Annotated in this window: 18 protein-coding genes; 12 read left to right on the top strand and 6 right to left on the bottom strand. The window is 71.3% G+C overall.

The genetic code is table 11. The features are described 5' to 3' along the window. Positions 1–37 precede the first annotated feature (37 nt). The gene (locus ACFWPQ_RS24440) at positions 38–574 is read right to left on the bottom strand and encodes a universal stress protein (protein WP_384038491.1); all 537 of its coding nucleotides are present in this window, start codon (positions 572–574) and stop codon (positions 38–40) included. Positions 575–873: 299 nt separating this feature from the next. Between ACFWPQ_RS24440 and ACFWPQ_RS24445 the strand changes: the two genes are divergently transcribed. From ACFWPQ_RS24445 to ACFWPQ_RS24485, 9 genes are all read left to right on the top strand, one after another. Next, positions 874–1,230 (top strand): SAV_915 family protein, encoded by a 357-nt coding sequence (locus ACFWPQ_RS24445; protein ID WP_384038494.1) that lies wholly within the window; start codon positions 874–876, stop codon positions 1,228–1,230. A gap of 25 nt (positions 1,231–1,255) precedes the next feature. Further along, positions 1,256–2,590, top strand: coding sequence for a diaminopimelate decarboxylase (gene lysA, locus ACFWPQ_RS24450; RefSeq protein ID WP_384038496.1), 1,335 nt, complete (start codon positions 1,256–1,258; stop codon positions 2,588–2,590). 141 nt (positions 2,591–2,731) lie between these two features. After that, positions 2,732–3,025 carry a potassium-transporting ATPase subunit KdpA gene (locus tag ACFWPQ_RS24455; protein WP_384038499.1) on the top strand — a complete coding sequence of 98 codons (294 nt, stop codon included), beginning with the start codon at positions 2,732–2,734 and terminating at the stop codon, positions 3,023–3,025. A gap of 78 nt (positions 3,026–3,103) precedes the next feature. Next, positions 3,104–4,921, top strand: a complete 1,818-nt coding sequence (locus tag ACFWPQ_RS24460) for an APC family permease (RefSeq protein WP_384038502.1) — start codon at positions 3,104–3,106, stop codon at positions 4,919–4,921. A gap of 100 nt (positions 4,922–5,021) precedes the next feature. Then, positions 5,022–6,551, top strand: a complete 1,530-nt coding sequence (locus ACFWPQ_RS24465) for a glycoside hydrolase family 43 protein (protein WP_384038505.1) — start codon at positions 5,022–5,024, stop codon at positions 6,549–6,551. Between the two features lie 148 nt (positions 6,552–6,699). Next, a complete protein-coding gene (locus ACFWPQ_RS24470; RefSeq protein WP_384038508.1) occupies positions 6,700–7,992 on the top strand; it encodes an extracellular solute-binding protein in 1,293 nt (430 codons plus the stop codon). Between the two features lie 8 nt (positions 7,993–8,000). After that, positions 8,001–8,996, top strand: coding sequence for a carbohydrate ABC transporter permease (locus ACFWPQ_RS24475; protein ID WP_384038510.1), 996 nt, complete (start codon positions 8,001–8,003; stop codon positions 8,994–8,996). Continuing rightward, the gene (locus ACFWPQ_RS24480) at positions 8,993–9,826 is read left to right on the top strand and encodes a carbohydrate ABC transporter permease (protein WP_384038513.1); all 834 of its coding nucleotides are present in this window, start codon (positions 8,993–8,995) and stop codon (positions 9,824–9,826) included. The genes ACFWPQ_RS24475 and ACFWPQ_RS24480 overlap by 4 nt, the downstream gene beginning before the upstream one ends. 39 nt (positions 9,827–9,865) lie before the next feature. Then, positions 9,866–10,918 carry an endo-1,4-beta-xylanase gene (locus ACFWPQ_RS24485; protein ID WP_384038516.1) on the top strand — a complete coding sequence of 351 codons (1,053 nt, stop codon included), beginning with the start codon at positions 9,866–9,868 and terminating at the stop codon, positions 10,916–10,918. A gap of 115 nt (positions 10,919–11,033) precedes the next feature. Here the strand turns inward: ACFWPQ_RS24485 and ACFWPQ_RS24490 are convergent, their stop codons facing one another. After that, the gene (locus ACFWPQ_RS24490) at positions 11,034–11,240 is read right to left on the bottom strand and encodes a DUF5999 family protein (protein WP_089105610.1); all 207 of its coding nucleotides are present in this window, start codon (positions 11,238–11,240) and stop codon (positions 11,034–11,036) included. Positions 11,241–11,682: 442 nt separating this feature from the next. Beyond that, positions 11,683–12,267, bottom strand: coding sequence for a hypothetical protein (locus ACFWPQ_RS24495; RefSeq protein WP_361299580.1), 585 nt, complete (start codon positions 12,265–12,267; stop codon positions 11,683–11,685). A gap of 556 nt (positions 12,268–12,823) precedes the next feature. On the opposite strand from ACFWPQ_RS24495, the gene ACFWPQ_RS24500 reads away from it, so the two are divergent. Both ACFWPQ_RS24500 and ACFWPQ_RS24505 read left to right on the top strand, forming a co-directional pair. Continuing rightward, positions 12,824–14,344, top strand: a complete 1,521-nt coding sequence (locus tag ACFWPQ_RS24500; protein WP_384038520.1) for a glutamate--cysteine ligase — start codon at positions 12,824–12,826, stop codon at positions 14,342–14,344. Positions 14,345–14,553: 209 nt separating this feature from the next. Next, positions 14,554–15,354 (top strand): CPBP family intramembrane glutamic endopeptidase, encoded by an 801-nt coding sequence (locus ACFWPQ_RS24505; protein ID WP_384038523.1) that lies wholly within the window; start codon positions 14,554–14,556, stop codon positions 15,352–15,354. Here ACFWPQ_RS24505 and ACFWPQ_RS24510 read toward each other — a convergent pair. Next, a complete protein-coding gene (locus ACFWPQ_RS24510) occupies positions 15,344–16,156 on the bottom strand; it encodes a PhzF family phenazine biosynthesis protein (RefSeq protein WP_384038526.1) in 813 nt (270 codons plus the stop codon). The two genes, ACFWPQ_RS24505 and ACFWPQ_RS24510, sit on opposite strands and share 11 nt — an antisense overlap. Before the next feature lie 337 nt (positions 16,157–16,493). After that, a complete protein-coding gene (argG, locus tag ACFWPQ_RS24515) occupies positions 16,494–17,942 on the bottom strand; it encodes an argininosuccinate synthase (RefSeq protein WP_384038529.1) in 1,449 nt (482 codons plus the stop codon). A 165-nt stretch (positions 17,943–18,107) separates the two neighbouring features. Here argG and ACFWPQ_RS24520 point away from each other — a divergent pair, with 165 nt between their 5' ends. After that, positions 18,108–18,743, top strand: coding sequence for a PadR family transcriptional regulator (locus ACFWPQ_RS24520; RefSeq protein ID WP_384038532.1), 636 nt, complete (start codon positions 18,108–18,110; stop codon positions 18,741–18,743). A 79-nt stretch (positions 18,744–18,822) separates the two neighbouring features. Here ACFWPQ_RS24520 and ACFWPQ_RS24525 read toward each other — a convergent pair whose 3' ends face one another. Then, entirely contained in the window at positions 18,823–19,251 is a 429-nt protein-coding gene (locus ACFWPQ_RS24525; RefSeq protein WP_089105600.1) for an SRPBCC family protein, read from the bottom strand. Positions 19,252–19,258 lie beyond the last annotated feature (7 nt).

Genomic DNA, 19,258 nt, shown 5'->3' on the forward strand with positions numbered 1-19,258 from the left:
TGGTGAGCCGTGCCGCCCGCTGGCGCGTCGTCACGCCTCAGGACGACAACTGCCGTACGTCCAGCGGCAGATGCCAGCTGTTGCGGCGGTGTGCCGACGCCAGCGTGTCCTCCAGCGGGGACGGTGGTATCGCGAGGACCGGACAGTGCGCGTGGGTCAGGCAGTAGCGGGTGACGCGGCCGGAGAACGGCCGGTGCCAGCCGCGCCGGCCCGCGCCGACGACCAGGATGTCGTCCTCCCGGTCCGCCGTCTCCACCAGGGCCAGGCCCGGGGTCGCGCGCACCACCGTGCCGTGCAGCACAAGGTCGGGACGGGCGTCGCCGAAGACCTGGTCGAGGACGTCGAGCAGCCGCTCGCGGGCCGTCTGCTGCCACTCCGTGACCAGCGGCGGCGGAACCGGGGAGCGGCGCGCCGCCAGTTCGCCGCCCGGCGGTTCCCAGGCGAGCACCGGCCACAGCTCGGCCTCCCGCCGCCGGGCCTCCGCCGCCGCCCGGCACAGGGCCGTGACGCTGCCCAGCGAACCGCTCACACCGACGACGACCCGACCGGATGTGCAGGTGTCGTAACCGGACATGTATCCACCGTACTTCGTCAGCGGCCCCCGGGCGTGTCCCGGGGACCAACCGTCTCCATGACACTCCTCGGGGCGGGGCACGGCCAGTCCCGCAGCCGCTTCTTGGCACGCCTCTGACACCCGCGACCAGCACCGACGACCTCTCCGTCAGCGTCCCGTCAACGTCGCCCGGATCACCGTCAGCGTCGCGTCATGAGGCATCGGAGGGGTGCCCGGGGCGGGCGTAGCGTCTGGGCAGAGCCCCGGTCGGCCTCCCCGCCCCCGGGGCGCTCAGCACCTTCCGATCCAGGAGGCATTCCATGCCAGAACTCTTGTGCGGTGACGATCCGGAGCCTTCCGAACGCTTCCCGGCCGGTCCCCTGTTCGTACCGGTCCGGCCGGGACCCGCGGGGTGTGCGGCCCGTCTCTTCCGCACCCCCCTGGGCGAGCGCACCGCCGTCGGCTTCACCTCGCCCAGCAGACTCGCCGCCACGCTCGGCCCCGACCAGGCCTGGATCCGGCTCGCCGAACCCGCGCTGCGTGCCCTGACCGCACCGCTGGGCGTCACCACCGTCACGGTCGACCCCCAACTCACGGCCCCGGCTCCGCATCTGGCCCCGGCCCCCGCGCCGGTGCGGCCCGTCGCGCCCGTCGCCGTGTCCCTGCGGATCGCATAAGAATCGCATCAGAGGGGAGCGATCGATGACCACCCTGCACGAACCCGTCGTCACCACCACGCCCACCGACCTTTCGGTGTGGCCCGCCTCCACCACCGAGCCCCGGCCCGGTGACCTGGCCGTGGGCGGAGTCCCGCTCGCCGAGGTCGCCGACCGTTTCGGCACCCCCGTCTACGTCCTCGACGAGGACGAGATCCGGGAGCGCTGCCGTACCTACCGCAACGCCTTCCCCGACGCCGAAGTCCTCTACGCCGCCAAGGCGTTCCTGTGCCGGGCCATGGTGCACTGGATGGACGAGGAGGGCCTCGGCCTGGACGTCTGCTCGGCCGGCGAGCTGGAGCTCGCCGTCACCACCGGGTTCCCGCCCGAGAGGATCGTGCTGCACGGCAACGCCAAGTCGCCGCGCGACCTGGAGGCCGCACTGCGGCTCGGCGTGGGCCGGATCGTGATCGACAGCCCCTCCGAGATCGCCCGGCTCGCCGCCGCCGTCGGCCCCGGGGGCCGGCAGAAGGTCATGGTCCGGGTGGTGCCCGGCATCAGCGCCGGCGGCCACGACAAGATCCGCACCGGCACCGAGGACCAGAAGTTCGGACTGTCCATCCGCGACGGCTACGCCCAGCACGCCATCGCCCGCATACTCGACCAGCCGCAGCTCGAACTCACCGGCCTGCACTGCCACCTGGGCTCGCAGATCACCAGCGTCAAGCCGTACCTGTCGGCCGTGCGCCGCCTGGTCGGTCTGATGGCCCGCCTCCACGAGCAGCACGGGCTGGTGCTGCCCGAGCTGGACCTGGGCGGCGGCCACGGCATCGCTTACCGCCCCGGCGAGGAGGCACTCGACCTGACCATGCTGGCCCGCAGGGTCCGCGCGGAACTGACCGAGTCCTGCACGGCCGCCGGGCTCCCCGTGCCCCGGCTGATCATCGAGCCGGGCCGGGCCGTGGCGGGTCCCGCGGGCATCGCCGTCTACCACGTGCTCGCGGTCAAGCGCACCGGCACGACCACGTTCGTCGCCGTCGACGGCGGCATGAGCGACAACCCGCGTCCCGCGCTGTACGGCGTCCGCTACGCGCCCCGCCTCATCGGCCGCGCGAGCACCGGGCCCATGGCCCCGGTGACCGTGGTGGGCCGGCACTGCGAGGCGGGCGACGTCCTCGCCGCCGATGTCGAACTGCCCGCCGACGTACGCCCCGGCGACCTGCTCGCGGTGCCCGTCGCCGGTGCCTACCAGCTGTCCATGGCCTCCGGCTACAACCTGGTCGGCCGACCGCCGGTGACCGCTGTGCACGACGGCCAGGCCCGGCTCCTGGTGCGCCGGGAGTCCCTGGACGACATCCGCCGCCGGGACGTGGGGCTCTAGGGGGACGCCCCCGGCCCACCCGGCGACCGGCCGGCGTCCGTCCGCCGCCCGCGCCGAGCGCGCGTCCCACGCGCCCCATGCCCACCTCCGGGCGGGAGACTCCCCGGCCCCCGCCCGGAGGTGATCCATACCCATGTCCGCATGTGTGAGCGCCGTGTTCGTCGGCGGTCTGATGGTGGCCGCATCTCCGAGCACCTGCGCAAGCGGATCGGGTTCCCGGAGATGCGGTACGTCGCCCTGTACGCCCTGTACGCCCCGACGGCGACCCTCGGCTGCGCGGCGCTCGCGCTCGCCCTCGGCGACGGCCGGTCCTCCATGGGCAACCCGGGGGCTCACGGGCTGACCGAGCTGGTGTACGCCTACACCTCCGACGTCAACGGCGACGGCAGCGCGATGGCGGGCTTCGACGGCGCCACCGACTTCCACAACCTGTGAGCCGCCCGCGGTCGGGCGGACACGGGCGGCTCAGAGGACACTGTTGCCGACCGACCCACCGGCCGTGATGAGGTACCGATGGCGTATGGCCTGGCACGCCGTGAACTGAGACCGAGGGTTCCGCTGCGCCCGGGCGAGGGCGACAAACACCATCTGACCAGCCTGGAAGGCCTGGCCGCGCTCTCCCTGGACGCGCTCAGCTCGGTGGCGTACGGACCCGAGGCGATCGTGCTGGCCCTGGTGGTCGCCGGCACCGGCGCGCTCACCGCCACCCTGCCCATCACCCTCGCGATCACCTTCCTGCTTGCCGCCCTCGTCGTGTCGTACGGCCAGGTCATCGCCGTACACCCGGACGGCGGTGGCGCCTACGCGGTCGCCAAGGCGGAGCTGGGCGCCACCGCGAGCCTGCTGGCCGCCGCCAGTCTGGTCGTCGACTACGTGCTCACCGTCGCCGTGAGCCTCGCCGCGGGCGCCGACGCGCTCGTCTCCGCGTTCCCGGCCCTCGCCCACGACAAGCTGCTCGTCTGCCTGATCGGCCTGGCCCTGCTGGCGGCCGTCAACCTGCGCGGTGTCACCGAGAGCGCCCGGGTGCTGATGCTGCCGACCCTCCTGTTCATCGTGGCGATCCTCGGTGTGATCGTGCTCGGCCTGCTGCGCTCGCACCCGGTCGCCGAAGTCGGCACCGCCCAGCCCGTGCACGCCACCGAGGCACTGACCGCGCTGCTGGTCCTCAAGGCGTTCTCGTCCGGCTGCTCGGCCCTGACCGGCGTGGAGGCCATCGCCAACGCCGTGCCGACCTTCCGGGAGCCGAGGGTCAGGCGCGCCCAGCGCACCGAACTGATGCTGGGGGCGCTGCTCGGGACCATGCTGATCGGGCTGGCCGTCCTCATCCACCGCGACCATGTGGCCCCGCGCGGCGGCGTGACGGTCCTCGCCCAGCTCACCGCGGGCGCCTACGGCACCGGCTGGCCCTACTACGCCACCAACCTCGTCGTCACCCTCGTCCTCGGTCTTGCCGCCAACACCAGCTTCGGCGGGCTGCCGGTGCTGATGAGCCTGCTCGCCCGCGACCACCGGCTGCCCCACCTCTTCGGCCTGCGCGCCGAACGCCCGGTCTACCGCTACGGCGTGGTCGCCCTCGCCCTGCTCGCCGCGCTCCTGCTGCTGGCCACCGACGCCGACACCCACCGGCTGCTCCCGCTCTTCGCCATCGGCGTCTTCATCGGCTTCACCCTCAGCCAGGCCGGCCTGGTCCGGCACTGGACAACCCTGCGCCCGGCCGGCTGGAAGCGCCGCGCGTTCGTCAACGGCACCGGCGCCGTGCTCACCACCCTCGCCGGCGTCATCCTGCTGTTCGCCAAGTTCCTCTCCGGCGCCTGGGTGGTCGTGCTCGCCGTACCGCTGATGATGCTGCTGTTCGCCCGCATCCAGCGCTACTACACCGAGGTGGGCGAGGAACTCGGCCTCGGCCGTGTCCCGGAACCGCCAGCCCGGCGCACCGCCAGCCTGGTGATCGTGCCGATCGGCGAGGTCAGCAAGCTCGCCCGGCACGCCCTCGGCGCCGCCCTCGCCCTCGGCGACGAGGTGGTCGCGGTCGCGGTGCACGGCGACCCGGCCAGGTCCCGCGCGCTGGAGGAGGCCTGGGAGCGCTGGAACCCGGGCGTGCGCCTGGACATCATCGACAGTCCGCACCGCTCGCTGGTGCAGCCGGTCGTCGACTACGTGCAGCGGGCGGCGGCGGACGGCCGCCAGGTCGCCGTCCTCATCCCCGAGGTGGAGCCGAGGCACCGGCGCTACGAGATCCTCCAGAACCAGCGCGGCCTGCTGCTCGCCACCGTCCTGCGGGCCCGCACCGACGTCGTGGTGTGCCTCCTGCCGTACCGGCTGAAGCTGTGACCGCTGCCTTGTCGGGCCTCGGACAGGCTCCTACAGTGCGCCCCGTAATGTTCGCCGACCGTGCCGAAACTTTCGGTGCGGCCTGGGGAGGGGCACACACATGCGAGACCCGCACCTGCGGACCTACGACAACCCGGTCATCCCCGGCTTCCACCCCGACCCGAGCGTGTGCCGGGTCGGGGAGGACTACTACCTCGTCTGTTCCAGCTTCGAGTACTTCCCCGGCGTCCCGCTCTTCCACAGCCGGGACCTGGTGCACTGGCGGCAGCTCGGCAACGTCCTGGACCGGCCGGGGCAGTTGACGCTCCCGGACGACACGCCGGCCTCGGGCGGTGTGTACGCCCCGACGATCCGGCACCACGACGGGCTCTTCCACGTCATCACCACGAATGTCAGCGGCGGAGGGAACTTCCTCGTCACCGCCGAGCGGCCCGAGGGACCCTGGTCCGACCCGGTGTGGGTCGACGTCCCCGGCATCGACCCCGACCTGGCCTGGGACGAGAACGGCGACTGCTGGTGCGCCGTGGCGGGCGTCGCGGTCGCCCGGATCGACACCCGCAGCGGGAAGGTGCTGGAAGGGCCGCTGCCGATGTGGTCCGGGACCGGGCTGCGCGACCCCGAGGCGCCGCACCTCCACCGGGTCGGCGGCTGGTGGTACCTGCTGGTCGCCGAGGGCGGCACCGCGCTCGGGCACGGGGTGTCCGTGGCCCGCGCCCGCTCGCCGCGCGGGCCCTGGGAACCCGCGCCCGGCAATCCGCTGGTCTCGCACCGGGGCACCCGGGAACCCGTCCAGTGCACCGGGCACGCCGACCTGGTCCGGGCGGCCGACGGCAGTTGGTGGGCGGTGCTGCTCGGCACCCGGCCGCGCGGCTGGTTCCCCGAGTTCCATGTGCTCGGCCGGGAGACCTTCCTGGCCCCAGTGGAGTGGGTGGACGGCTGGCCGCGCATGGGCCCGGTGCGGGTACGGGAGGAGGCGCCGGCCGCCTGGCACCCGGTCGAACAGCCGCCCGCACGGGACGACTTCACGGCCCCCGCCCTCGCGCCGCACTGGATCTCCCCGCGCAGCCGGCCGGCCGGGTCCTGGTCGCTGGCCGAACGACCCGGATGGCTCACGCTCACGGCCACCGGGGACAGCCTCGACCGCCCCGGGCACACCTTCGTCGGCCGGCGCCAGCAGCACGCCGACTGCCGGGTCGCCGCACTGCTCGACCCGGGCGTGGGACGTGCGGGTCTCACGGTCCGCGTCGACGAGGCCCACCACTACGACCTGGAGGTGAGCGGGGGAGTGGTGAGCGCGATCGCGCGGATCGGACCCCTGCGGCAGCGGATCGCCGAACGCGCGGTCCCACCCGGCCCGTCGACCCTCGTGGTGGAGATCCGCACCACCCGGGTGCCGCCGCCCACCGCCACCGCACCGGGGCAGGACGACGGGCGTGGGGTCCGCCCCGCCGGGCCCGACGCCGTGACCCTTTCGATCGAAACGTCCGACGGTGTCGTTCGACTGGCCGAACTCGACGGCCGTTATCTCTCCACCGAGGTGGCGGGCGGGTTCACCGGCCGGGTCATCGGCATGTACGTCACCGAGGGCCGGGCCGCCTTCGACTGGTTCGCATACATGCCGATGAGCTGATGCGCGACACCTTGACGCTCCTGATGCGCCTTTCTAGAGTCGCCGTTCGGAACGTTCGGTGAAAACACCGAATGTTTCGAAAACGGCGGCCCCAGAGCACCACCGAACCAGGACGGCGTCGGTCGTCCCGTACCCCAAGGAGCGCAACATGGGCGACCCGGCACTGTCCCGTCGCGGTTTCCTGGCGGCCACCGCGGCCGCCGGTCTGGGCATGACCGCCCTCAGCGGCTGCGGTGGCTCGGACTCGGGGTCGTCGGGGGGAACCACCACCATCGAGTGGTGGAACATCTCCACGACCAACCCGGCGAAGGGCGTCTGGGCGGCTCTCGCCAAGAAGTTCGAGGCGCAGAACCCCAAGGTCAAGATAAAGATCGTCCAGCTGGAGAACGACGCCTACAAGACGAAGATGACGGCCCTGACCGCCTCCGGGAAGCTCCCCGACATCTTCCACACCTGGGGCGGCGGCGTCCTCCAGCAGCAGGTCGACGCCGGTCTCGTCAAGGACCTCACCGACCCCACCAAGTCCTGGGCCGACGGCCTGCTCCCGGTGGCCAAGCAGCCGTACATCCTGGACGACAAGACGTACGGCATCCCGTTCGACATCGGCATGATCGGCTTCTGGTACAACAAGGCGCTCTTCAAGAAGGCCGGCATCAGCACACCCCCGGCCACCTGGAGCGGCTTCCTCGACGCCGTGAGGAAGCTGAAGGCCGCCGGTGTCACCCCGCTCGCCCTGGCCGGCAAGGAGAGCTGGACCGGGATGTACTACTGGGCCTACCTCGCGATGCGCACCGCCGGCATCGACGCCCTCAAGAAGGCCGACGAGGACAAGGACTTCACCGGTGCCGGGTTCGTCGAGGCCGGACAGCACCTGAAGGACCTGGTCGCCCTCCAGCCCTTCCAGAAGGGGTTCCTGGGCGCCGCCTACTCCACCCCGACCGGCCAGGCCGCCACCGTCGGCAACGCCAAGGCCGCGATGGAGCTGATGGGCCAGTGGGCCCCCAGCGTCGAGGCCGACGCCGGCAAGGGCATCGGCGCCGACCTCGGCTTCTTCCCGTTCCCGGCCGTCGAGGGCGGCAAGGGCACCGTCACCGAGGTCTTCGGAGGCGGCGGCGGACACGCACTGCGCGCCGACGCCCCGCAGGCCGCCGTCGACTTCCTGAAGTTCTTCGCCTCCGAGACGACGGACGTGGAACTGGTGAAGAAGACCAGCGTGCTGCCCGTCGTACCCGCCGCCGAGAGCGCGCTGACCGACACCAACCTCAAGCTCGTACAGGCCCAGTTGAAGGCCGCCACCGGCTTCCAGCTCTACCTCGACCAGGCCTACGCGCCCGCCGTCGGCCAGCAGGTCAACGACAGCGTGGCCGGGTTGATCGCCGGGTCCAAGTCGCCCGAGGACGTCACCCAGGCGATCACCAAGACCGCGAAGGAAGAGCAGTAGGCCGCCCGATGACCTCGACCTACCTGCCCGGCACGCGGTCGGGACCGGACGCCGCGCCGCAGCCGCTGCCGCCCGCGGGCCGGGCGCGCTCCAGGCGCCGGCTGCTGCACTGGCTCACCGCGATGGGCTTCCAGCTGCCCGCCCTGGTCCTGTTCGGCGTCCTCGTCCTGCTGCCGATCCTGTTCGCGCTGTACGCCTCGTTCTTCCGCTGGGGCGGCTTCGGCATGCCCTCCGACTACACCGGCACCGACAACTTCACCCGGCTCTTCCAGGACGACGTCTTCCTCGGCGACCTGTGGCGCTGCCTGCTCCTGGTCGTGCTGTCGCTGGCGCTGCAACTGCCGTTCGCGCTCGCCATGGCGGTCCTGCTCAACCAGCGGATCCGCGGCCGGGCCGTCTACCGGATGCTGTTCTTCGCGCCGTACGTGCTCTCCGAGGCGATCACCGGTGTGCTGTTCGGCATGATCTTCGCGCCCGGCGACGGTCTCGCCGACCACATCCTCGGCGACCTCGGCCTCGGCGCGCTCGGCGGGAAGTGGTTCGCCGACCCCTCCACCGTCATGGCCACCCTCTTCCTGGTCATGACCTGGAAGTACTTCGGCTTCCACATGATGCTCTACCTCGCCGGACTCCAGTCCATCCCGGCCGAGTTGACGGAGGCCGCGACCGTCGACGGCGCTTCGCCCTGGCAGCGCTTCCGGCACGTCACCCTACCGCTGCTCGCCCCCACCCTGCGCATCAGCGTCTTCCTGTCGGTGATCGGCTCCATCCAGCTCTTCGACCTGGTGTGGGTGGTCACGGCGGGCGGCCCCGACCACCACTCGGAGACCATGGCCGTGACCATGTTCCAGTACGGCTTCAAGCGCTACCAGGTCGGCTACGCCAGCGCGATCAGCGTCGCCATGTTCGCCGTCAGCCTCGTCTTCGCCCTCGCCTACCAGCGGTTCGTGCTCCGCCGCGACCTGGCCGGCGCCACCACCAACATGCGGGGGGACGGCGCATGAGCGGCGACCGCAAGACCGTACGGACCCTTCCGCTGCACCTGGTCCTCGTCGTGGTCGGCGCGCTGATGGTCGTACCCCTGCTGTACGCCCTGCTCTCCGGGTTCAAGACGACCAGCGAGCTGTCCCGCAACCCGGTCGGGCTGCCCGAGTCCTGGGTCACCGCCAACTACACCGGCATCCTCGGCTCCGGCGCGTTCTGGCGGCTGGTCGGCAACAGCACGCTGATCGCGGTCGCCACCACCGTCCTGGTGGTCGCGGTCTCGGCACTCGCCGCCTTCTCCTTCGCGCGGTTCGCGTTCCGTGGGCGGGAAGTGCTGTTCACCGTGTTCACGATGGGGCTGATGTTCCCCTTCGCGGTGGCCGCCCTTCCGCTCTTCCTGCTGCTGCGCTCGATGAACCTGCTGGACAACCCGCTGGGCGTGATCCTCCCGCAGGCCGCGTTCGGGCTGCCGATGACCATCATCATCCTGCGCGGCTTCTTCCGGGAGATCCCCGGGGAGCTGGAGGAGGCGGCCACGCTCGACGGCTGCGGGCCGTTCGGCTTCTTCTGGCGGGTCCTGCTGCCGATGGCCCGGCCGGCGCTCGGCACGGTCTCCGTGCTCGCGGTCGTCACCAGCTGGAACAACTTCTTCCTGCCGCTGCTGGTCTTCACCGATCCGAAGTGGTGGACGATCCCGGTCGGCGTGCAGCAGTTCCAGGGCCAGTACGCCACCGACACCGCCCGGGTCTTCGCGTACCTGGTCCTCGCCATGGTTCCCGCCCTGGCCTTCTACTCGGTCGCCGAGCGCCAGCTGGTCGGCGGCCTCACCGCCGGCGCCACCAAGGGCTGAACACCCCATCCACGCCCCTTCACGGACAGGAGTCGCACGATGTCCCGTACGCGTCTCAGACTCGCCGGTGCCCTCGCGGCCGTACTCGTGGCGGCCGGTGTGGCCACCGGCCCGGCCGCCCAGGCCCACGACCGGCAGCCCACCCTCGCCGAACTGGCCCAGCGCCACGGCCGCTACTTCGGCAGCGCCACCGACAACCCCGAACTCACCGACACCGCCTACACGAAGCTCCTCGGCACCGAGTTCGACATGATCACGCCCGGCAACGGCATGAAGTGGTACGCCACCGAGCCCCAGCAGGGCGTCTTCGACTGGACCAACGGCGACCAGATCGTGAACCTCGCCCGCAGGAACCACCAGCAGGTCCGCGCCCACACCCTGGTCTGGCACAGCCAGCTGCCCGGCTGGCTCACCGCACGCGAGTGGACGGCCACCGAACTGCGGGCGGTCCTGAAGAAGCACATCCAGACCGAGGTACGGCACTACCGGGGCAAGGTCTATTCCTGGGACGTCGTCAACGAGGCGTTCAACGAGGACGGCAGCTACCGCGAGACCCTCTGGTACAAGACGCTCGGCCCCGGCTACATCGCGGACGCGCTGCGCTGGGCCCACCAGGCCGACCCGCACGCGAAGCTCTACCTCAACGACTACAACATCGAGGCCCTCGGCGCGAAGAGCGACGCCTACTACGCGCTCGCCCAGCAGCTGAAGGCCGAGGGCGTGCCGCTGGACGGCATCGGCCTCCAGGCCCACCTCGCCCTGCAGTACGGCTATCCGGCCACCCTGGAGGACAACCTCCGCCGCTTCTCCCGCCTCGGCCTGGACACCGCGCTCACCGAGGTGGACGTACGGATGCAGCTGCCGGCCACCGACGAGAAGCTGGCCGAGCAGGCGACCTGGTACGCCGATCTGACCAAGGCGTGTCTCGCCGTGCGCAGGTGCGTCGGGATCACGGTCTGGGACTACACGGACAAGTACTCGTGGATCCCGGCGTTCTTCCCCGGTGAGGGCGCGGCCCTGCCCTGGGACGAGCAACTCGCCCCCAAACCGGCCTACTTCGCGCTGCGCACAGCTCTCGGCTACTCGGGGTGACCGACCCCGGACGCACGTCGGGGCCGGTGCGCACCATGCGTGTGCGTCCGGCCCCTGCTGGTCACCGGGCGGAGCGGCGGGACCGCCCGGGGTGATGCGGTGGTGCGGTGGTCTCTCAGGCGGCGGTCACCACGCGGCCGGCGCCGAGCGGGCGGTGCGGCGCGATGATCTGGCCGTCGGGCAGGAGCTCACCGGTGTCCTCGAAGAGCAGAACGCCGTTGCACAGCAGGCTCCAGCCCTGCTCCGGGTGGTGCGCCGTGAGGCGGGCGGACTCCCGGTCGGCGGATTCGGCGGTCGGACACGGCGGCTGGTGCTGGCACATGGATAGGGTCTCTCGCTCGGTCGTGATCATGTCGGTCCCCCGTGCTGATGAGTCGGTCAGAATCCAGTGTTGCCTTTCGGGCGTTGCTCCGCAGGGATTTCGCGGCACCGCTTCTCACAGATTGGAGACGCGTCACCCGCGCGGACGGTTCATCCCGGCCGGGCTGCCGATTCGGATGGTTTCACATGGCCGGATGGGGCTAGTCCGGACGACGCGTCATACCGAGACGAGGGCTATTCCGGCTCTTAGGAGCGGTGAATTGCTCGTACGAGCGGAATCCGGTGTCTCGGTCATGGCATCACTGTCTCGGGCCGTGACATCGGTGTCCGGGGCGTGACATCGGTGTCCCGGGTCGTGCCCTACAAAAGTACGCCCGTACCCGGCAACGCGCGCGTACCCCGCCGCTCGACCGGTGGCGGCGGGGTGTGCGCGACGGTGCCTGTCAGGCGGGCGTGATGAGCAGGGGGGCCGGGGTGATCCGGTGGGTCAGCACCGGGAGCAGTTCGGCGACCAGGTGCGGCCGGTGGGCCGCGATGCCGGGCGGTGCGGGTGCCAGCGGCACGAGCAGGTCGGTGGCGGCCGGGTGGCCCTCGGCGCCGTCCGCCGTGCAGTCGCCGTGCAGCCACAGGGTCAGCATGTAGAGGCCGGGCAGGGACAACAGGCGCGGCTGGTAGGTCTGTTGCAGGGCCTCGGCCTGGTGCAGGGCCCGCTCGGTGGAGGTGATGTAGGGGCCCTCGAAGAAGTGCGAGAAGGCCCAGCCGTCCGGGGTGAGCATCGTGTCGGCCGCGGCCACCGCCCGGTCGCCGCAGCGGATCAGGAAGCGCCAGCCGGCCAGCCGGGTGGCGGACACGCCCTCCGGGGTGATCCGGTCCAGTACGTGCACGGGAAGCGGGAGTTCGGGGGTCGCGGGTCCCTGGGCGGTGCGCAGGGAGGGGGTCCGGGCCTCGCGGACCGCGGTGGGGGAACCGAGGGCGGTGAGGACGGATCGCAGTGCGGGCGCGGGGGCAGGAGGGACTTGCAGCGGCATGGTGGGTCGCCTCTCATTCGACAGGCGCGACGGCGCGAGGGCAGGGGCGGACGGCGCTGTCAGCTCACGGGGGTCAGAGAGGCGGGGGCCCGGTTCGGTGAAGAGAGGTGCGGGCGTTGCCCGCCGCACGTCACTCAGGCGGCAGGAACCAGGACCGAGGGCGCCAGCCTTCTGCCTTGTTCGCGGAGTTTATACGACGCCTGTTCAGGTGGTGTTTCACCGGGATGTTTCATACAACCGAACAAGGTGCAATTCGGCCGTTGATTCGTGCGGAATCCTCCCGGTTTCCTGCCCGTCGAAACCCCGCTGACCTCGGATTACGAGGCTGTCGCGGTAGGCCGGATGTAGTCGGCGTTTTTCACGAGGGGAACGGGGAACCCGAAGTTGCATGCTGCTCCATGCCTCGTGAATGTGCCGCGGGACACATTCCAACAGAGTAGCGGGTGCCGGTGTCCCGCGCGACGTTATCGATCGCCTCCGCTGGGCATCATCCCACCTGGACTCGGGACACCGGCGGCCGGAAGCCCGGCCCGCCCATTCGAGGAGGGACGCTTCGATGGGGGAGAAGGTCGCGGCGGGCCGGTTCGACCTGTCCGATCGCCGGCGCTACCGCGAAAAGCTCCACGACTGTCTCGCGGGGCTGGAGCGGCTGCTGGTGGAGAAGCGGTTCGACCGCCCCAAGAACCTCATGGGCGTCGAGATCGAATTGAATCTGGCCGGCGCCGACGGCTTGCCGAGAATGTTGAACGGTCAGGTTCTGGAACGTATCGCGAGCCGTGATTTCCAAACAGAACTCGCCATGTTCAATCTGGAAGTGAACATAGCTCCACACCGGCTCGCCGGCCGGGTTTTCGACCGGCTCGCGGAGGAACTCCGGACCTCGCTCGCATACGCCGACCGGAAGGCGGGCGAGGTGGACGCCGGGATCGTGATGACCGGCATCCTGCCCACCCTGGAGCGGGACGACCTGGTCTCCGCGAACCTCTCCGAGGTGGACCGGTACACCCTGCTCAACGACCAGATCGTGGCCGCCCGCGGCGAGGACTTCCTGCTCGACATCGAGGGCGTCGAGCACCTCGTCTGCACCTCGAAGTCGATCGTCCCGGAGGCCGCCTGCACCTCCGTGCAACTGCACCTCCAGGTCACCCCGGCCCGCTTCGCCGACGTGTGGAACGCGGCGCAGGCGGCGGTCGCCGCGCAGATCGCCGTGGGCGCCAACTCCCCGTTCCTCTTCGGCCGCGAACTGTGGCGGGAGTCCCGCCCCCCGCTGTTCATGCAGGCCACCGACACCCGGCCGCCGGAGCTCCAGGCACAGGGCGTGCGGCCGCGCACCTGGTTCGGCGAACGCTGGATCAGCTCGGCGTACGAGCTGTTCGAGGAGAACCTGCGCTTCTTCCCCGCCCTCCTCCCGATCTGCGACGAGGAGGACCCCCTGTCCGTCCTCGACGCGGGCGGGGTGCCGAAGCTCGCGGAACTCGTCCTGCACAACGGCACGGTGTACCGCTGGAACCGGCCGGTCTACGGCATCGCCGACGGCGTCCCCCACCTGCGCGTCGAGAACCGCGTGCTGCCGGCCGGCCCCACCGTCACCGACGTCGTCGCCAACGCGGCCTTCTACTACGGCCTGGTCCGCGCCCTCGCGGAGGAGTCCCGCCCGGTGTGGACGCGGCTGCCGTTCGCCGCGGCCGAGGCGAACTTCGACACGGCGTGCCGGTACGGGATCGACGCACGTCTGGTCTGGCCGAGGCGGGCGCGCTACGGCGGCGGTACGGCGGAGGTCGACGCGGTCACCCTGGTTCGCGACGAGCTGCTGCCGCTGGCGGAGGCCGGGCTGGACGCGTGGGGGGTGGAGCCCGCCGACCGGGACTTCTACCTCGGCGTGATCGAGGAGCGGTGCCGCAGGCGGGTCAACGGGGCGTCCTGGCAGGCGGCCACGTTCCACCGGGCCCTGGAGCGGGGGCTGCCGAGGGATGCGGCGCTGGCGGCGATGACGCGGCGTTATGCGGAGCTGATGAATGAGGGGGAGCCGGTGCATACGTGGCCGGTGGGGTTATTGGAGCCGGTGCCGATGGGGTGAGGGCCGACGGGGTCGCGCCGTGGGGGGGGGTGCGGTGGGGTGCCGGGTGCCGGTTCGTTGTGGCTGGTCGCGCAGTTCCCCGCGCCCCCTACGGGGCGCTGCAGTGGGGCTTCGTCTTCCACGGGGGTCGGTCGTGTCTGTTCCGGGTTGATCGGGCAAGCTGTGGTGTCCCATGGGCATGGGGCGGGATTGCTCGACTGGAGGCAGGGGTGCAGGTGGAGGCGGATCAGGTGGCCGGTGCTTACCCGGTGGAGCGGCCCTCGCAGCGCGTGTTCAGGGACGAGACGCTGCTCGTGCTGGGGCTGTCGCTCGGTGCGAGCGGAGTGTCCGCCCTGATCAGCTTCGTCGGCTCGGTCACCAAACCGGGCGGCCTCAAGGACCAGGCCGCGACCCTCAACGCGTCGGCCGCGCCCGGCCGCCCCTGGCTGGACCTGGCCTGGCAGCTCTTCGGCATCGCGACGGCGCTCGTCCCCGTCCTCCTCGTCGCCCACCTCCTGCTGCGTGAGGGCGCGAGCCTGCGCAGCCTCGGCTTCGACCGCACCCGCCCCTGGCCCGACCTCGGGCGCGGCGCGGCGATCGCCTCGGTGATCGGCAGCGCGGGAATCGCCTTCTACCTGGCCGCCCGCGGCCTCGGCTTCAACCTCACGGTGGTCCCCGAGGCGCTGCCGGACGTGTGGTGGAAGTACCCCGTGCTGATCCTCTCCGCGATGCAGAACGCGATCCTCGAAGAGGTCATCGTCGTTGGTTACCTGCTGCGCCGTCTTGACCAGCTGGGCTGGACCGCCGGCACGGCGCTGGTGGCCAGCTCCGTGCTGCGCGGCTCGTACCACCTCTACCAGGGGATCGGCGGCTTCGTCGGCAACATGGTGATGGGCGTCGTCTTCGTCTACCTGTACCGGCGGTGGGGCCGGGTCGGTCCCCTGGTGGTTGCGCACTCCCTGCTCGACATCGGCGCGTTCGTCGGCTACGCGCTGCTCGCCGGCAAGGTGGGCTGGCTGCCTACGGCGTGAGCAGTTCGCCGTCGATGACGGTGACCGCGCGCCCGGTCAGCAGGACGCGGTCGCCGCGCAGCGCGGTGCGGACGAACCCGGTACGACGGGAGGCCTGGAGCCCTGTGAGATCGGGCCGGCCCAGCCGCCCGGACCAGTGCGGCGCGAGGGCGGTGTGCGCGCTCCCCGTCACCGGGTCCTCGTCGATGCCGACGTTCGGGAAGAAGCAGCGGGAGACGTAGTCGTACCCCTCGGCCGGGTCCTCGGCGCGGGCGGTGGCGATGATCCCGCGCGCGGAGTGGGCGCCGAGCTTCCTGTGGTCCGGGGAGAGGCCGAGGACCGTCTTCTCGTCGGCGACTTCGACGAGCAGGTCGCCGATGTTCGCCCCGGTGTCGAACACGGCGACGGGCTCCGCCCCGAGCGCCTCGGCGACGCCGTCGGGCGCGTCGACCCGGGTGAGCGGTGCGGTCGGGAAGTCCAGGGTGATGGCCCCGTCCGGACCGGTCGAGGCGATCAGCACCCCGCTCCGGGTGGCGAACCGCACGGGTCCCGGGTGCGCCCCCGTGGTGTGCAGCACGTGAGCCGTGGCGAGGGTGGCATGCCCGCACATCGCGACCTCCGTGACCGGCGTGAACCACCGCAACGCCCAGTCGGCGTCGCCGCCCTGGGGCAGCGGGTGCGCGAACGCGGTCTCGGCGTGGTTCACCTCCATGGCGACGTTCTGCATCCACCCGTCCTCGGGAAAGCCGTCCAGCAGCACGACTCCGGCCGGATTCCCGGCGAAGGGCCGCTCGGCGAAGGCATCAACGATTCGAATCCGCATGAACCAGACGCTAGGCCGTCCACTCCGCCCCCGCCCAAGGCCAATCCCGGAACCCTGGCCCGATTTCCGCGAGATGCGGCCGAACGGGGGACCGGGGTGTCGCTTACCGGAGCTTGTGCCGCTGCGCCCACCCGTCCCGCCCTGCGGCACGCCTGCCCGCTCGTGGTACGTGGGCCCGCCCCCCGTCCGGGGCGCGGGGAACTGCGCGAGCAACCACGACGCAGCCGCACCGGCCGACCGACCGTCAGCTCCCACGGCTCCGATGCCCCTTCGCGCCCCGGCAACGAAAAAAAGGGGGGCCGACCCGTCACCGAGTCGGCCCCCCTGAGCGGAACGCTCAGTCCGTGCCGAGTTCCATCGCCGCCCGGTCCAGCAGCTCGTCGGCGTCCGCCGCGGCCTCCCCGCGGGACGCGATCGCCTCGGCGCCCCCCTCCGGCATGCTGCCGATCAGACCGGTCGCCGCCGCCTGCGCCGCACCGATCGCCGGGTTGGCGGACCCGATCAGGCCCAGCCCCGCGTACTGCTCCAGCTTCGCGCGGGAGTCGGCGATGTCGAGGTTCCGCATGGTGAGCTGGCCGATCCGGTCCACCGGACCGAACGCCGCGTCCTCGGTGCGCTCCATCGACAGCTTGTCCGGGTGGTAGCTGAACGCCGGCCCCGTCGTGTCGAGGATCGAGTAGTCCTCGCCGCGCCGCAGCCGCAGCGTCACCTCGCCGGTGACGGCCGTGCCGACCCACCGCTGCAGCGACTCGCGGATCATCAGCGCCTGGGGGTCCAGCCACCGGCCCTCGTACATCAGCCGGCCGAGCCGCCGGCCCTCGTTGTGGTACTGCGCGACCGTGTCCTCGTTGTGGATCGCGTTGACGAGGCGCTCGTACGCCGCGTGCAGCAGCGCCATGCCCGGTGCCTCGTAGATGCCCCGGCTCTTGGCCTCGATGATCCGGTTCTCGATCTGGTCGGACATGCCGAGTCCGTGCCTGCCGCCGATCGCGTTGGCCTCCATGACCAGCTCGACGGCGGTCTCGAAGTTCTTGCCGTTGATCGTGACCGGGCGGCCCTGGTCGAAGCCGATCGTCACGTCCTCGGGGAGGATCTCGACCTCGGGGTCCCAGAACCGCACACCCATGATCGGCTCGACGGTCTCGATGCCGTTGTCCAGGTGCTCCAGGGTCTTCGCCTCGTGCGTGGCACCCCAGATGTTGGCGTCGGTGGAGTACGCCTTCTCCGTGCTGTCCCGGTACGGCAGCCCGTGGGCCACCAGCCACTCGGACATCTCCTTGCGGCCGCCGAGCTCGGTCACGAAGTCCGCGTCCAGCCACGGCTTGTAGATGCGCAGGTGCGGGTTGGCGAGCAGCCCGTACCGGTAGAACCGCTCGATGTCGTTGCCCTTGAAGGTCGACCCGTCGCCCCAGATCTGGACGTCGTCCTCCAGCATGGCCCGCACCAGCAGCGTGCCGGTGACGGCCCGGCCGAGCGGGGTGGTGTTGAAGTACGCCCTCCCGCCCGAGCGGATGTGGAACGCACCGCAGGTGAGCGCGGCCAGGCCCTCCTCGACCAGCGCGGCCCGGCAGTCGACCAGGCGCGCGATCTCGGCACCGTAGGTGTGCGCACGGCCGGGCACCGAGGCGATGTCGGGCTCGTCGTACTGGCCGATGTCGGCGGTGTAGGTGCACGGGACGGCGCCCTTGTCGCGCATCCACGCGACCGCCACCGAGGTGTCGAGCCCGCCGGAGAAGGCGATGCCGACGCGCTCGCCGGCGGGAAGGGAGGTGAGGACCTTGGACATAGGAAGATTATGCATGAGAACGCATGGTCATGCAACGTCCCTGTACGGCCGCGTGAACTCGGCCGCGATGGCGGCCGAAGGGGCTTGCCATCCGAACGCTTCCGATATATCGTCGAGGCATCGCGAATGATACGCGACCGATCAACGATGAATGGAGTGATTGCCATGCGTACCCACGGATTCGAGCGTGGACATGGTCAGAGCGGCTCTCGCCCGCACGGGCGGGGCGGCTTCGGTGGACGTGACGGCAGGCGTGCGGCGTTCGGGCCCTTCGGCCCGGGTGGCCCCGGCTTCGGTCCCGGCGGACCCGGTTTCGGACCGGGGCCCTGGGGGCCGCGAGGGCGCGGTGGTCCCAGGGGAAGGGCGCGGCGCGGTGACGTACGGGCCTCGATCCTGGCCCTGCTGAAGGACCGCCCGATGCACGGTTACGAGATGATCCAGGAGATCGCCGAGCGCAGCGGCGGCGCGTGGAAGCCCAGCCCCGGCTCGGTCTACCCCACCCTTCAGCTGCTGGAGGACGAGGGCCTGATCGCCAGCGAGAGCGAGGGCGGCAAGAAGCTGTTCTCCCTCACCGACGGCGGCCGCACCGCCGCCGACGAGGGGCCGGACGCCCCCTGGGAAGAGGCTTCCCGCGGCGTCGACTTCGAGGCCCTGAGCGAGATCCGGCAGGCCGGCTTCGGTCTGATGGAGGCCTTCGGGCAGGTCTGGAAGACCGGCAGCAAGGAACAGCGCGAGAAGGCGCTGGCCGTCATCAACGAGACCCGCAAGAAGCTGTACCTCATCCTCGCCGACGAGGACTGACCCTCGGGCACGAGGTGAGACCGGGCGCCCCGCGGAACGATCCGCGGGGCGCCCCGGTGCGTCCGGCGGGCCGGGCGGCTCAGGCCACCAGTCCGCCCAGCTTGCGCAGCGACTCGTTCAGGGCCGCCGTCGCCGAGTCCTTGAGCTTGCCCGCCATCAGCGACACGGCCGCGCCCGTGAACTCGCCGTCGATCCGCACGCCCGTCGCGTCCCCGTCCGGGGTGAGTGTGTAGCGGGTGGCGACGGTCACCGCCATCGGCCCCTTGCCGCGGATCGCCAGCACCCGCGCCGGCTCCAGCTCCTCGATGGTCCACTCGACCTCCGCGGGGAAGCCCATCAGCTTCATGTTCTCCTGGAAGGTGCCGCCCACGGCCAGGGTCTCGGGGCCGCCCTTGGGAAAGTTGGTGTGGGTCGCGTTCCACTCGCCGTACGCCGACCAGTCGGTGAGCTGTGCCCACACCTTCTCGGCCGGTGCCTGGATGCGTGCCTCCGCGCTGACTTCGGCCATCGGGCCA

This window comes from Streptomyces sp. NPDC058464 (genome assembly GCF_042721035.1).
Taxonomy (GTDB): Bacteria; Actinomycetota; Actinomycetes; order Streptomycetales; family Streptomycetaceae; genus Streptomyces.

What these genes read in the sequence shown, in the direction of transcription:
- ACFWPQ_RS24440 (WP_384038491.1), bottom strand. Translation starts at nt 574, where the DNA reads ATGTCCGGTTACGACACCTGCACATCCGGTCGGGTCGTCGTCGGTGTG.
- ACFWPQ_RS24445 (WP_384038494.1), top strand. Translation starts at nt 874, where the DNA reads ATGCCAGAACTCTTGTGCGGTGACGATCCGGAGCCTTCCGAACGCTTC.
- lysA (WP_384038496.1), top strand. Translation starts at nt 1,256, where the DNA reads ATGACCACCCTGCACGAACCCGTCGTCACCACCACGCCCACCGACCTT.
- ACFWPQ_RS24455 (WP_384038499.1), top strand. Translation starts at nt 2,732, where the DNA reads ATGTGTGAGCGCCGTGTTCGTCGGCGGTCTGATGGTGGCCGCATCTCC.
- ACFWPQ_RS24460 (WP_384038502.1), top strand. Translation starts at nt 3,104, where the DNA reads ATGGCGTATGGCCTGGCACGCCGTGAACTGAGACCGAGGGTTCCGCTG.
- ACFWPQ_RS24465 (WP_384038505.1), top strand. Translation starts at nt 5,022, where the DNA reads ATGCGAGACCCGCACCTGCGGACCTACGACAACCCGGTCATCCCCGGC.
- ACFWPQ_RS24470 (WP_384038508.1), top strand. Translation starts at nt 6,700, where the DNA reads ATGGGCGACCCGGCACTGTCCCGTCGCGGTTTCCTGGCGGCCACCGCG.
- ACFWPQ_RS24475 (WP_384038510.1), top strand. Translation starts at nt 8,001, where the DNA reads ATGACCTCGACCTACCTGCCCGGCACGCGGTCGGGACCGGACGCCGCG.
- ACFWPQ_RS24480 (WP_384038513.1), top strand. Translation starts at nt 8,993, where the DNA reads ATGAGCGGCGACCGCAAGACCGTACGGACCCTTCCGCTGCACCTGGTC.
- ACFWPQ_RS24485 (WP_384038516.1), top strand. Translation starts at nt 9,866, where the DNA reads ATGTCCCGTACGCGTCTCAGACTCGCCGGTGCCCTCGCGGCCGTACTC.
- ACFWPQ_RS24490 (WP_089105610.1), bottom strand. Translation starts at nt 11,240, where the DNA reads ATGTGCCAGCACCAGCCGCCGTGTCCGACCGCCGAATCCGCCGACCGG.
- ACFWPQ_RS24495 (WP_361299580.1), bottom strand. Translation starts at nt 12,267, where the DNA reads ATGCCGCTGCAAGTCCCTCCTGCCCCCGCGCCCGCACTGCGATCCGTC.
- ACFWPQ_RS24500 (WP_384038520.1), top strand. Translation starts at nt 12,824, where the DNA reads ATGGGGGAGAAGGTCGCGGCGGGCCGGTTCGACCTGTCCGATCGCCGG.
- ACFWPQ_RS24510 (WP_384038526.1), bottom strand. Translation starts at nt 16,156, where the DNA reads ATGCGGATTCGAATCGTTGATGCCTTCGCCGAGCGGCCCTTCGCCGGG.
- argG (WP_384038529.1), bottom strand. Translation starts at nt 17,942, where the DNA reads ATGTCCAAGGTCCTCACCTCCCTTCCCGCCGGCGAGCGCGTCGGCATC.
- ACFWPQ_RS24520 (WP_384038532.1), top strand. Translation starts at nt 18,108, where the DNA reads ATGCGTACCCACGGATTCGAGCGTGGACATGGTCAGAGCGGCTCTCGC.
- ACFWPQ_RS24525 (WP_089105600.1), bottom strand. Translation starts at nt 19,251, where the DNA reads ATGGCCGAAGTCAGCGCGGAGGCACGCATCCAGGCACCGGCCGAGAAG.